Annotated in this window: 9 protein-coding genes; 6 read left to right on the top strand and 3 right to left on the bottom strand. The window is 51.9% G+C overall.

The genetic code is table 11. The features are described from left to right. Positions 1–24 precede the first annotated feature (24 nt). Positions 25–1185, bottom strand: a complete 1161-nt coding sequence (gene lpxB, locus IPG22_17485) for a lipid-A-disaccharide synthase (protein ID MBK6590080.1) — start codon at positions 1183–1185, stop codon at positions 25–27. A 222-nt stretch (positions 1186–1407) separates the two neighbouring features. Between lpxB and IPG22_17480 the strand changes: the two genes are divergently transcribed. The 3 genes from IPG22_17480 (at position 1408) to IPG22_17470 (ending at position 6840) form a co-directional block, all read left to right on the top strand. Then, positions 1408–4062 carry a PD40 domain-containing protein gene (locus tag IPG22_17480; GenBank protein MBK6590079.1) on the top strand — a complete coding sequence of 885 codons (2655 nt, stop codon included), beginning with the start codon at positions 1408–1410 and terminating at the stop codon, positions 4060–4062. Positions 4063–4249: 187 nt separating this feature from the next. Beyond that, entirely contained in the window at positions 4250–5203 is a 954-nt protein-coding gene (locus tag IPG22_17475; protein ID MBK6590078.1) for a branched-chain amino acid transaminase, read from the top strand. 110 nt (positions 5204–5313) lie between these two features. Beyond that, the gene (locus tag IPG22_17470; protein ID MBK6590077.1) at positions 5314–6840 is read left to right on the top strand and encodes a fused MFS/spermidine synthase; all 1527 of its coding nucleotides are present in this window, start codon (positions 5314–5316) and stop codon (positions 6838–6840) included. A 12-nt stretch (positions 6841–6852) separates the two neighbouring features. Here the strand turns inward: IPG22_17470 and IPG22_17465 are convergent, their stop codons facing one another. Further along, positions 6853–9354, bottom strand: coding sequence for an LPS-assembly protein LptD (locus IPG22_17465; GenBank protein ID MBK6590076.1), 2502 nt, complete (start codon positions 9352–9354; stop codon positions 6853–6855). 106 nt (positions 9355–9460) lie between these two features. Here IPG22_17465 and IPG22_17460 point away from each other — a divergent pair, with 106 nt between their 5' ends. After that, entirely contained in the window at positions 9461–10804 is a 1344-nt protein-coding gene (locus IPG22_17460; GenBank protein MBK6590075.1) for a sigma-54-dependent Fis family transcriptional regulator, read from the top strand. Positions 10805–10807: 3 nt separating this feature from the next. Here the strand turns inward: IPG22_17460 and IPG22_17455 are convergent, their stop codons facing one another. Continuing rightward, the gene (locus IPG22_17455) at positions 10808–11335 is read right to left on the bottom strand and encodes a hypothetical protein (protein MBK6590074.1); all 528 of its coding nucleotides are present in this window, start codon (positions 11333–11335) and stop codon (positions 10808–10810) included. Positions 11336–11395: 60 nt separating this feature from the next. Here IPG22_17455 and IPG22_17450 point away from each other — a divergent pair, with 60 nt between their 5' ends. Together IPG22_17450 and IPG22_17445 are read left to right on the top strand one after the other, a co-directional pair. Next, on the top strand, positions 11396–13072 hold the full coding sequence (locus IPG22_17450) for a methylmalonyl-CoA mutase family protein (protein MBK6590073.1): 1677 nt from the start codon (positions 11396–11398) through the stop codon (positions 13070–13072). Between the two features lie 39 nt (positions 13073–13111). Further along, positions 13112–14374: a dipeptidase gene (locus IPG22_17445; GenBank protein MBK6590072.1), complete on the top strand. Its 1263-nt coding sequence runs from the start codon at positions 13112–13114 to the stop codon at positions 14372–14374. Positions 14375–14394 lie beyond the last annotated feature (20 nt).

Raw genomic sequence — 14394 nt, 5'->3', positions numbered from 1 at the left:
ACGCGGAGGCCGGAAAGAGAAATTTCAAACTATTGGTAGAAGTTTCAAGATCGCCTCGGTCGCTCGCTGCGACGCACCGCCCGAGCCGAGCTTTTCGCGAGCTATACGCAATTCCTCACACACCTCCGCATTTACCGCAGGGTCTAGCAGCCGAAAAAGCTCTGCCGAAAGCGTCGCAGGTGAAAAGTCATTTTGTATCAACTCTTTAGCGACTTTCTTGCCGGCGATCAGATTGATCAGCCCGTAGTGTTCGACCGCAATAAGCGGCTTGAGAAGTGCGTAATTCAGGGCTGAGGTGGCGTAGACGATGACCAGCGGCGTGCCCAGAATTCCCGTTTCGAGCGTCGCCGTTCCGCTGGTCACGGCGGCGGCATCTGAATGTGCAACGGCATTATAGGTCTCGTTTTCTACGATCCGCAGGTTTTTCGGAGCATCGCCTGCATCTAGGATCGCTTTATCGACATCATTTCGATTCCGCCCACGGGCGACTGCTATGACGAATTGAAGTTCCGGATCCTTCTTTGTCATTTCCGCAGCCGTTTCCAGCATGACCGGAAGTATCCTCACGATCTCCTTATGCCGGCTGCCGGGTAAAAGTGCAATGATCGATTTTTTTGGTTCGAGCCCGACGTGATCACAAAACTCTTGTTTCGAAATGCCGGCGCTAACCTCGTTAGCCAACGGATTGCCGACGTATTCGACGTGCCCGACGCCGTGCGAAGCGTACCAGGCTTTCTCAAAGGGCAGGATGGTCAGCAGCAGATCCACGTATTTGCGGATCGTCGAGATCCTATATTTTCTCCAGGCCCAAAGCTGCGGCGAGATGTAAAAGACGACCGTAAAGCCATGCTTTTTCAGCCATTTAGCGAGCTTTAGGTTGAAATCGGGAAAGTCCACGAGAACCACCACATCCGGCTTTCGCTCGTCCGCGGCAACCTTGAGTTTTTTCGACGCCCGAAGAAACATCGGTAACGCCCCGGCTATCTCGGCTACACCAACGACAGACAGATCATCAGATTGCACCACAGCATCGACACCGGCATCGCGCATCTGCGGCCCCGCGGAGCCGAAGAATTGGAAGACCGTTTCAGGCTCAGCATCGCGAATAGCCTTTATCAGCCTCGCGGCGTGAGCATCGCCTGACGCCTCGCCTGCCACGATCATTATTTTGCGCTTCGTTGTCATTCGTCCCTCGTTAAATGATATATGCGTATCGCAAAATGACAACCCGATCGCGCGTTCGCGGCATCATAGAACTTGATTTTGAGTTAACATCTGACTTTTCGTCTGTCACGTGCTTGCAGAACACCCTTGATACACATAAAATTTAGTGTTTTGAGTACTTTGATGGACTAGCCGAGACATATCGCCGGCAATCATTCTTATCGGTTATTTTTGGAGGAGTTTGTGACGATTCGTCTTACTTTCCTTTTTTCAGCAATTATTTTTCTTAACCTATTTGCCGTCTCAACGTTTGGGCAGGTAGATTCTGTTATCGCACAGTTGTCGAATTCGACGGCTGAATCGTTCGCAGGCGGCATGAGCGGTAACGGGCGTTTCGTTGTCTTCGAATCAACCGGTAATGTTGCAACCGAAAATCCGCGAAACACTGACGGCAATTCAGAGATATTTCTCTTCGATTACGCACAGCGCCGGATCTTTCAGCTCACGGACACGAAAAGCGTTCTATATGATACGCAGCTTCCGGCGTCCTTTGACAACATTCGGGTCACGATAGTCAATACTCGTCCGGTAATCAGCAGTGACGGAAAGTGGATCGCCTTTAGTTCTAATGCGACGACATCAAGACCGGGATCGCCTAACTCAACCAATCCGGGCCTTTTCTACGGTGATTCGTTCTCGGCTGCGACGCCGACACCAACGCCGACGCCAGTGCCAACACCGATCGGAGGAGCGACGCCAACGCCGACACCGACGCCATCTCCGTCGCCAACGCCTACCGGCACAGGTACGCCGACGCCGACCCCAACTCCGACCCCGGCTGCAAATCCGCTTTCAGCCGATGGAAATCTCGAAATTTGGCTCTATCAGATACCGGCCTACGCGGATGTGCCCAATTTGGCGGCAGGCGATGAGGTCGCCTTCACTCAGCTTGCGGGCGGAAATTTTGTCCGTGTGACGAATACGGACCCGAGCCAGTTACCTCGTCCGGGAACTGGCACCACGGGAGCCTTTGTTGCTGATGATAATCATGACGTGAGTATCAATGACGACGGCAGCGTAATTGCATTCGTCTCGACACGCGACCTAGTACCTGCTGTCGGCAACGCTTTTCCGGCCGAAGACAACGACGAGATCTTCACCTATGTCCGAAGTTCAGGCACGCTCGGCCAGGTCACAAAAACACCTCGCGGTGTGATATCGAATCCGATCTATAGCAAGAATCCGACGATCTCGGGCAATGGACAGCGCGTTCTGTTTGCAAGTACGGGAGAAAATCCGATCGTTGGAATGACGGGCGGCGTGAACCCAGTGGCCAGCCGCAACGAGGAAATATATTTCGCTGACCTCGTAGCCGGAAGCCCGACCACGGCAACGGTCAAAAAACAGGTAACGACAACGACATCGACAAATCTTGGCGATCCGGTCAACATCCTCGATCTCGGACGGCGAATGAGCCGCGACGGGCGTTACATTGCTTTTGATTCGTATGCGGATCTGGCTAACGAAAACAGCGGGACCAACTACACGTCATTCGCTCTTTATCTCTACGACACGACGGGTAACACATTCCGCCGCGTAGGTGCTCGCAGCGATGCGGATGAAGCAGCATCAGGCGGAGACGTAGCCCATTATCCGGGATTCACGAATAATGATGCCAACGGCTCGCCGTCGACGCTTGTATTGGAAACACGGCTCAACATTAAGCCGGATGGGACTGTACCGACTACATCGTCGGAAGGGCTGAATGACAACGCCGTGCGTCCATCGCAGATCTATTCCTATCCATTGAACGTGGCTGCTTCAGCGGCGACATTCACACGTCTGGCAAAGTTCCCGACGCCGTTGAATTACATCGCATCGACGCAATTGCTTCCCAGCAATTCGATACGCAGGATGGCGTTCAATATTGCCTTGACCGAATTTGGCACGGGTAATGGAGATTACCAGTCTGAGGTCTATTACTTCGTTCAGCCTGCAGTGGTGAGCCAGACGACGGTAGCGACGAATTTCTTTACGGGAGCAAGCAAACTGCCGATCCTGTTCACGGCTAGCCCGACACCAACGCCCTCGGTTACGCCAACACCAACACCGACGGCAACACCTACGCCGACTCCAACTCCGAGTCCGACGCCGACAGGATCCCCAACACCAACTCCGACGCCGGTCACTCCGGCGGCTGTGCTCGGAATTTCACCTGGCATGGTTGCGATCATGGAGTATACCGCGACGGACACCCCGATCACGCCTAAGACGGCAGCGGGTTCGTTGACCCGGGCGTTCACGCTTCCGATCGAGTTGAGCGGCGTCTCGGTCACTATCGACGGCGTTGCGTGCGGCCTAAGATCTGTTGGCGGCAGAAGGGTAGAATTTGTGGTTCCGCCCGCGATCGCGAGTGCGACGAGCGGCACAGTATTGCCGATCGCAATTAACAATAACGGCGTACTGATGAAAAGTTGGGTGACCATCGTTCCGACACGACCCGATATTTTCACAAAAGACGGGAATATCGGCCCCGGCGGACGAGCGAAAGCCTTTAACGCGACAAACTCGATATTTACCACCGAACCTTTCGCTATCAAGACGGTTAAACGACGGGGCGATTTGCTCGTTCCCAGCGTCATCAGGCTTTACATGACCGGCATTGAGAACGTTACTTCAGACGTAGTCACGCTACGAATACGTGATGCTTTGGTGGTCGGCGGGAATTTCAGGAGTAGTGCCGTACTTGTTGAGCCTGGAATTTATACGATCGATTTCGATATGCCCTCGCAGCTTTTCGGAGTTGGGGATCAGCCGATCGTGGTGACGGTTACAGTCGATGGCGTGTCTTTCGAAAGCAGGCTCGACGATACATCGACCAGGATCTCAATTCTTTGACCGTCCTGACATCGACAAGGACACAAAAAGGCGGGCATTGTCCGCCTTTTTTGCTGCCTGTTGCGTGGCAAATAGGCGTGGGATACAATCAAAGAGCTATTGATATCTCGACAATTAATTTTAGAACCCCTTCATGAGCCATTTTAATGGCACGAACAATAATATGGCCGGAAAAGATGTTAACACGATGAAGATCGCACCAAAGGTTTGGAGAAATGGCGAATTCATCGATTGGTCGGATGCAAATATCCACATAATGTCGCACGTTGTGAACTATGGTTCCAGCGTTTTTGAGGGCATCCGCTGCTATGACACCTCGAAAGGGCCGGCAGTTTTCCGCCTAAAGGAACACATGCACCGGCTTGTGAATTCAGCAAAGATATATCGGATGGAACCGGAATTCACACGCGACGATTTTTGCGACGCGGCGGTCAGCCTTATCGGCGGCAGCGGTCTCGATTCCTGCTATCTTCGGCCGCTGATCATTCGCGGGCTGGATCTGGAAAAGCCGGCATTCGGCGTAAATCCGCTTAATAATCCGATCGATTCATACATCGCGGCGTGGCAGTGGGGCAAGTATCTCGGTGAAGAATCAATGGACGCCGGCATCGACGTTTGCGTTTCGAGTTGGTCTCGAATTACGTCAAATTCCCTTCCCGCGATGGCCAAGGCGGGAGCGAATTACATGAATTCGCAGCTCATCAAGATGGAAGCCCTCCTCGGTGGATTCTCTGAGGGAATCGCTCTCGACGATCGCGGCTACGTTTCAGAAGGCTCGGGTGAGAATCTGTTTCTGGTCAATGGCGGTAAGCTGATCACGCCTCCGCTCGGAGCGTCGATCCTGCCGGGAATCACTCGTGATTCGGTAATTCAGATCGCTCGTGAAATGGGCATTGAAGTGTTAGAAACAACCGTGCAGCGGGCCGCACTTTATCTTGCCGACGAGCTCTTCTTTACCGGCACGGCAGCTGAGATCACGCCCATACGTGCGGTCGACCGCATTACCATAGGTTCCGGAAAATGCGGTGATATAACGAAACGTCTGCAAACCGAGTTCTTCAAGATCCTTGATGCAACGCGTCCGGCACCCGACGGAGCCGAATGGCTCACGTTTGTAAATGCCTCGGCCGCGCGCGTTTAGGACTATGTCATGACTTTTCTTGCGGCTTTGCCGCTCTATTTGCGGAGAAGCTATGTTTCTCCGTTTCTCTTTTTGCGTGAATTGCGGCTAGGCCGCCGCCTTCTGGAACGGTGCTTAAAAGATTCCAATCCATAATCTTAGAGATCACCGTCTTTGTCTGCGGTGCTCTTGTCATGATCTTTGAGATCATCGGCTCCCGCATCCTTTCGCCTTTTATTGGGGCCTCGACCTACATATGGACGAGCCTTATCGGCGTCATTTTAGCAAGCCTGAGCCTTGGCTATTGGCTTGGAGGACGACTCGCCGATAATAGGCCCGACGTTAAGATCCTTGCTTCGGTCATCTTTGCCGCGGGCGGCCTGATCTCGCTAACTGTTCTAATAAAGGATGTTCTGCTCTCGACGATCGCATCAGCTGCGATGATGATCGAGATCAAAGCGTTAATAGCGGCAGTCGTATTATTCGCCCCGGCAAGCATTTGCCTCGGGTTTGTCACGCCCTTTGCTGTGCGGCTAAAGATGACCACGCTTGAGGAAACCGGACGCACGGTAGGCCGTCTTTATGCTCTCTCCACCATCGGGAGCATAATCGGAACTTTTGCTGCAGGCTTTTTTCTGATCCCATTTCTCGGCAGCGTCCGCACGCTTTATTTGATCGCTGCAGCTTTGATCGCCCTGTCAGCTCTGCTTGTTCCGTTCTCAATTTCAAAGACAAATATTGCAGCGATCACTTTCTTCATTCTCGGAGTAGTCGCGAGCGAAGGCGGTGCGTACATTCTGCGTACCAGCAGCGGTGTTTACGACATTGACACCGAATACAGCCGCGTTCAAGTATTTGAAACCAAAGACCCTGCGTCCGGTAGACCGATCCGAGCCCTAGCAACCGACCCGTATTTCGTCCAGTCGGCAATATTTCTTGACAGCGACGAACTCGTGCTGGAATACGGCAAATATTATCACCTGATCAGTCCTTTTAAGCCCGATTTCACCTCCACGCTGCTGATCGGAGGAGCCGGTTACACGTTTCCGCGAGAATATTTGAAAACGTACCCAAATGCCCGCATTGACGTTGTCGAGATCGACCCGCAAATGACTAGGATCGCCCGCGATCACTTTCGGATGAAGGACGACCCGCGGATGCAGATCTTCCATGAAGACGGCAGGATGTTCATCAATCGGGCTGAAACTGCCAAGTACGATACGATCTTGATGGATGCATTTGGTTCGCTTTTCAGCGTTCCTCATCATCTGACGACCTTGGAAGCTGTGACCCAATTCAGCCGGATACTAAGTGACGACGGCGTAATTGTCTTCAATCTTGGAGCCGCGATATCAGGCGAAGGCAGCACGTTCCTCGCCGCGGAACTTGCAACTTACAAACAGGTCTTTCCGCAGGTGCATTTGTTCAAAGTAAACTCGGACTACCCGGACGAAAAGCTCCAGAATTTGATCATGGTTGCGTCAAAATCGACTGATCCCGCTTTAATTCAGGACACCGACAGTACGGCGATGAGACTGTTGCTTGACCATCGATACACGGGAACTTTACCGCAGGGAGCGGCGATTCTGACCGACGATCTTGCACCGGTTGAATACTACAATTCGATCGCCCAGAACCTTTACCTTTCCAGTCGATGATCTGATATTCAACTAGCGAAGGCCCTGCCCGAACTGCTCGGATCCAAAAGACCCGATACCATTCAGGCGAAAGCTGAAAACAAGTTTGTTTTCTTTTCTTACGCCGACGTTGAAGCTGTAGTATTGCAGTGCCAGGGAGCAGCAGTCGTAGGTGTAGCCAACTGTAACCAGCGAACTGATGAGTGGATTTTGCTGGCTGGCCCTGCGGTTTTGGAAGTCAAAAAAGAAAGAGTAGCCGCCGTACAATCCCTTATCACGATTGCCGACGAAAACAGAAGGACTCCACTGCGAACCACGAAGTGTTCCTGGTTCCTTGCCCTCGGCGTTCGCGTATTGGGCAAGCGACGGAATAAGTGTCACCGCGCGGGTGAAATAAAAGGTCTGGAAAAGCTTTATAAAAGATGAATCATAACCAAGGGTCGCCGACACCGCGCGGATACCATCGCTGTTGAGGCCAACATCCATCCTTGTGCTTGCAAAGATCGTTTTCTGCGGCCGATACGTCAGATCGATACTAAGGGGGGAAAACCTGCGGGGAACCCCGCCAAAAGTATAAAAGCTGAGAGCCGTGATCGGTTCGATCTGATTCCGCCGGCCCGGCACGAGAGCTCCGCCAAACGTCTTATCGAAGAAGTATTTTCCTCTAACAGTCAGCGTCAATATCTCGTAGGGCTGAATACCGGTAGCTTTCCCGTCTTTAGTTGAATTTCCACCTGATCCTGACGCCTCCGACAAGAGACGTTGGGCTTCGCTCGTCACCGCCTCAGTGTATCTTCTAGTATAAAAACGGTTTATTACGCCAAATTCAATTTCGTTGGTATTCGCCGCGGTATCAACGTAGTCAAAACGAATGATCCGATTAAAATTATCGACTCCCTTAACCAGACGGTAGGTCATGTATGGCTCGATAACGTGGCGGAAACGGAACGAATTATCCTTACCGTAAAAGTTCCGTGCCAGAGCCACAGGGCGAACATCAAACGAAAAATCCCCATATTTCCGCACAACGTTATCGCCGACAACCTGACGCATATCGTTGAATGAATTCGAGTAATACGTCACCCGCGCGGCCGCATTCGCAGTAAAGTTAAAGTACTTGGTCCGAAACGGCACTGTTATCTGCGGGTAAACATCCAGACGCTGCGACAACGCGGGCGTGACGACCGGGTCGCTGCCCGTGGTCTGACGATAAAGAGCGAGATCATCCACCTCTTCTCGGCGCGATACGCCCTCGAGACTGGTCCTGAATGAGAAATAAACGCCCTTCAAAAATGACAGCATCGTCGGCCGCTTTTCAAAATTGATGCTCGGGAGATTGCGGGTCTTTTCCCGGACATTAGGGATCGAAATGACCTGAGTACGCGACAGCAGATTAAGTGTATAGCTATCCCAGCTCTTGTTGAGAAATACCTGAGAGACCTCGATAGGCGAAATGATCTGCTGAACACCATCCGAGAATTCCTGCCTGAAATCAAGGCTCGAGGTCAGCCTAACGTCCGCAGCCGCCGTGAACCCATTGGAAAAATAATGAACACCATCCGCGAAAATGATCGATCCGCCCTGGTCCGGGTGGGCTGCGTCGGCCTCATTTCCGAAAATCCTATCCTTGACCGCGTAAAATCCGAAGTTCAGATACGAACGTGAATTTGCCCGCGTTCGAACGTCCAAACCGTAGCCAAGACCGCGAGATGTATAAACATCACCGCGAAAGGTCACATCGGCCGACGAGCCAAGCGTTTGATAATAGGCCGTGGAAAGCCGGACGCCCTTTCGCTTTGAATAACTCACGGTCGGCGTCAAAAACCCGGAGCTCCGGTCCTTCGCTTTGATCGGGATCGAAGCGAAAGGTACTACGAGAAGCGGTACGCTCTTTATTCGAAATTTAGCGTTCTTTAACCGAAGCTTATCATTCGTTTTGATCGTTGCCCGATCCGATGTGAAACTCCATTTAGGGACGGCTTCCTCGCAGGCTGTGAACGTGCCCTTGATAACGACGATCTCGTTTAGGCTGACACGCTCGACCTTTTCGGCAGTAAAGTAAATGACGGTCCCGTCATTGGTCTGATTCGTAAAGCCCGTCGCGTCCTCGAAAGTGCCAAGCTTGGTCTTATAATTCCAAACGGCGGTGGCTCCCGTGATCCTTTGGTCGTCGCCCTGATCGAAAATAACGCTTCCCTTTGCCGCCAGTTTATTCTCGGCCTCATAGATCGTTATCTCGTTCGCCTGGATCCGGTAGATACCGTAACGGGCATCAACATTGCCAGTGTGCCGGACCACTCGGGCACCTTTTTCGCCCTCAACGCTGTTGCGATCGGAATAGACGACGAGTTCGCCGTCCCCGCCCTCAGGCTCGACCTTTTGCTTCTTCGTTGACTTGGGTGCCGTGACCTTTTTTTCCGCCGAGATCGGGCTGATGTTAGGAGTGTCGGTTATCGGATTTGAAACCTGCCGCTCAACGGGGTTTGTTTGCTGCGCGTTCCCGAGAACCGCGGAAGCCGCGATCAATAAGGACAAGCTGAAAAATCTGATAAACCGCATCGAATCAAGAAGATAATATTTGATGCTAACACGAACGCGAAGCAACAATAAAGCTTGTGCTAGACTTAAATTTTTAACGGATATGGCAAAAGAAAGCGTCCTGATCGTCGAAGACGAAGAGATGATGCGAGGCATCCTGCGTCAGCTTTTAGAAGCGGCCGATTTCGAGGTCTATACCGCCGATAGTGCGGAAACAGCGCTCGACCTCTTCACGTCGAACGAGATCGTAATCACCCTGACAGATATCAAAATGTCAGGCAGGGACGGCCTTGCCCTGCTGGATCAGATCAAATCCATCGATGACGAAGCTGTCGTGATCATTATGACCGCATTCTCGTCGGTCGACACAGCCGTTGCCGCGCTCCGCAAAGGGGCTTATGACTACATCACAAAGCCGTTCGTAAACGAAGATCTCGTTCAGACCGTAAGGAACGCAGCACAACACAGGCAGCTGTTTCGTGAGAACCGTGTTCTACGCCGCGAATTGTACAAGCATCAAACCTTCTCAGAGATCGTCGGCAAGAGTGATGCTCTGCATCGGGTTTTTGAGCTCGTAAACAAGGTTGCCGATACATCAGCGAACGTACTGATACAAGGGGAAAGCGGCACTGGAAAGGAATTGATCGCCCGTGCGATCCACTTCAACAGCGGACGCCGGGATAAGCCTTTCCTCGCGGTCAATTGCGGGGCTTTGCCCGAATCGCTGCTCGAAAGCGAACTTTTCGGCCACACACGCGGTTCTTTCACCGGAGCAGTTGCGGACAAAAAAGGGCTATTTCGGTCAGTAGCGGGCGGCACTCTCTTTCTCGACGAAGTGGGCGAAATGCCGCCATCGCTGCAGGTAAAACTCTTACGAGCATTGCAGGAACATCAGGTAGTGCCGGTCGGATCGTCAACAGCAGTGAACTTTGACGCGCGGATCGTCGCCGCGACAAACCGGGATCTTGAAGACGAGGTCGCCGGAGGCCGTTTTCGCAAAGATCTTTTCTACCGACTAAACGTTATCGAGATCGAGGTGCCGCCGTTGAGGGAGAGACGCGATGACATTCCACTGCTGATCAAGCACTTTGTCGGAACTGCCGCTCATGCCCAAAACGCTCCGCAGAAGGTTGTCACCGGCGAAGCTCTCGCCGCTCTGACAAACTACGACTGGCCAGGCAATATTCGAGAGTTGGAACATGTAATTGAGAGATCAGTGATCCTCAGTCGAGATGAGATCGACCTGGCGAGCCTGCCGGCAAAGGTGCAGGCGACTAGTGAAAAGACAGGAAAGATCGGAGATCGGCCGACCCTCGAGGAAATGGAGAAACGTTACGTCCTCGATGTACTTGCAGAATCCGGCCAGGATAAGGTGACGGCCGCAAGCATCCTCGGCATCGATCTTTCGACACTCTACCGAAAGCTAAAACGATTTGAGCTGGAATAGTCTCTATTTAGATTGGATCTCAAGGATGAAGTAATCACTGCCTTCGACGCGAGTGATCTTCCCGCTCGTGTAGGGATCCTGATAAAAAGCCGTAGCGGGATAGGAAACGCCTTTTAAGGCGTTGTCACCGCTCATCTCAGTCTGGGCGATCAATTCCTCGGGAAACCACGATTCAACCGCAATACCGGTGTTTTCAGGAGTTCCACCGGCCTCGGCGACGATCTTATTGGCGTCGGCAGCCGAAAACCGCATGATCGCAATTATCTTTTTCTTGGCCGTAATCTCCTTCCAAACGATGTCTTCGGTTTCATAAGGAACCTTGACAAGGACGCCTAGTTCTTCAACATTAGTGCGGACCGTATTCGGATTTTCGGCAGGACGGGTAGCGGTTTTTTGCGCGTTTGTATTGCCATTTCCACTGTTGCCGCCGCATGCTGAGAACATGCTCGCGACGACGACCGCGATGGCGAAAATACCTGACCTGACGATAACCATTTGGTAATTGTATGCGTAAGGTGTCTGTTTTGGCAATTTGGCGAAACCGCTCCGATCCCGCCTTGTGTTAAAATACAAATCTATACGAGCATAATCATGACCCCTGAAATCAAAGAAGCACTAACATCGGCAGAGGCAGAAAAGCAGCGTTGGGAGACCGAAACGGTCGGCAAGATCCTCGAACGGTCACCCGAACGCAAAGCATCCTTCGAAGGCATTAGTCTCGAACCCGTTGAACGTCTCTATTCTGCCGCCGATGCGGAAGGCCTGAGCGAGATCGGATTTCCGGGCGAGTACCCATACAAGCGCGGCATTCACCCGACTGGCTATCGAGGCAAATTGTGGACGATGCGGCAATTTGCAGGGTTTTCGTCGCCTGAGGAGACCAATCGCCGATTCAAGTACTTGATGGCCCAGGGCCAAACGGGATTGTCTGTCGCATATGATCTTCCGGCATTGATGGGCCTTGATTGCGATTCCCCGCTAAGCGAAGGCGAGGTCGGGAAATGCGGGGTCGCGGTATCGTCGCTAGCGGATTTTGAAGTTTTGTTTGACGGCATACCGCTCGATCACGTGACGGTTTCGCAGACGATCAATGCGCCCGCACCGATCTTTCTCGCGATGTATTTGGTCGTCGCCGAGAAACAAAAAGCTGATTTTACTAAGATTTCAGGCACGCTGCAAAACGACATTCTCAAGGAGTACATCGCCCAAAAAGAATGGATCTACCCGATCAAACCGGCGATGAAGCTCGTCATCGATACATTCGAATACACGACCAAACACGTCCCTAAGTACAACCCGATCTCCGTCTCGGGATACCATATTCGCGAGGCCGGAGCGACAGCGTTGCAGGAACTCGCGTTCACGCTGCGTGACGGAGTCGAGTACGTTCAGTATGGCGTCGATCGTGGGATGGATGTGGATGAATTTGTACCGCGTATCTCATTTTTCTTTAATGCTCACAACGATTTCTTCGAAGAGATAGCTAAATACCGTGCGGCCCGCGTCGTGTGGGCACGGACTATGAAAGAACGCTTCGGAGCGAAGAATCCGCGGACTATGCAGATGCGTTTTCATACGCAGACGGCGGGAGTTTCGCTAACGGTTCAACAGCCGCTAAATAACATCGCCCGCGTGGCGATACAGGCCTTAGCTGGTGTTCTCGGCGGTACGCAGTCGCTTCATACCGATTCGTACGACGAAGCCCTTGCATTACCCACGGATGCCGCTGCTTTGATAGCTCTGCGAACACAGCAGATCATCGCCGAAGAAACCGGCGTTGCAAACACCGTCGACCCGCTCGGCGGCAGCTATTATGTCGAATCGCTCACTCAAAAAATGATAGATGGCTGTTTCGATTATTTCGAAAAGATCAACAATTTTGGAGGCATGGTCGAGGCAGTCGAGGCGGGATTCCCACAGCGTGAGATCCAGGAGTCTGCCTACCAATACCAAAAAGCCGTCGAGCGCAACGAACAGGTCATCGTCGGCGTCAACAAATACGCCATGGACGAAGGCGTCTCAAAATACGAGATCCTCCAGATCGACGAAGGCGTCCGCGACCACCAACTTCTCCGCATGGAACACGTCAAGTCCATTCGCGACGCCGGTGCTGTTGCCAATTCGCTCGAAAAGGTCAAACAGTCAGCCAAAACGGGTGAAAACTCAATGCCAGCGATCATCGAAGCTGTCGCAGCATACGCAACCGTCGAAGAGATCTGCGTAGCGTTGCGTGATGTTTACGGTATTTACGAGGAACCTGCATTTTAGAGACCTATTTCAAACCCGAAAGAACCCGAGGTAAGTACAATGAAATGCTTCCGACATTGTTTCAAATTGGCGTTATGCATTCTTATTCCTGCCGCAAGTTTCTATGCTCAAAAAGAGGCAAAGAAATATGTCCTATCCGACCAAGCCGCTGAAAAACTTGTCACTCGGGTTCTCAAGACTTCACCCGTGATCGACGGCCATAACGACCTTTTCATCCATTTTTTTGCTTGTAAAGAGTGTCCCCAGGATTTCCATACCTATCGGATCGATAGCACAAATACCGGACATACGGACATTCCGCGTTGGCGCAAAGGCGGCGTTGGCGGACAGTTACTAAATATCGAGAAAGATAGATCACTGGGTCTTTTTCTTGATGCATATGACATCGTATACCGGATGCAGGCGGCTTATCCGAACGACATAAAGGTAGTTGGGACATCATCAGAAATGCGGGCGGCGATGCGATCAGGGCGTATTGCGATACTTCCAATAATGGAGGGCTCGATAGGCCTTGAGAACAATATGTCGCTGCTCAGGAGCTTTTACCAGCTCGGCCTGCGAAGCGTGACCTTTGCCTACAAGACAAATGACCTCGCCGACGGAAGCGACGACAAACCAAAACACAACGGCGTCTCCGCATTTGGCAAGGAAATGATCGGCGAAATGAACCGTCTGGGCATCATCGTGGATATTTCCCACGTTTCGGCTAAAGCGATGAGCGATGTTCTTGAGACGACCAAGGCTCCCATCATTTTCAGCCATTCGAATGCCCGTGCACTATGCGACCACAACCGCAACGTCCCCGACGATGTCATTAAGAAACTAGTCGCAAATCGCGGGATGATCATGCTTACTTTCGTGCCGGAATTCACGACCAACGCATTTGCAAAATGGTACAACGCTGGCGATGAGTACTACTTTGCACTACAAAGGAAACATGCGTTTGACAAGGTAAAGGTCAAGGCCGACATGGATATATGGGAAAAAGAGAATCCACGGCCGGTTGTCACAGTTTCGGACATCGCCGATCATTTTGACCACGTAAAACGCCTCGTTGGCGTCGACCATATCGGCATCGGAGGCGATTTCGACGGCATCCTTTACACAATAAAAGGATTAGACGACGTATCCGGTTATCCAAAATTGTTGACCGAACTCGCCAAACGCGGCTGGACAGAAAAGGATCTGCGAAAGATCACGAGCGAAAATTTTTTACGTGTCTTTGAGGAAGTAGAAGCAAAAGCGGCCGCATTGCAGAAAACAATTCAGCCGTCGTCGGTTAAGGTTGTCGAGAAAAAATAGTTATCTTACGGACACCGAAG

This window comes from Acidobacteriota bacterium, from assembly GCA_016703965.1.
GTDB lineage: Bacteria > Acidobacteriota > Blastocatellia > Pyrinomonadales > Pyrinomonadaceae > OLB17.
The sequence above is the reverse complement of the archived record's forward strand: the minus strand, read 5'-3'. Positions and strand labels throughout refer to the sequence as shown.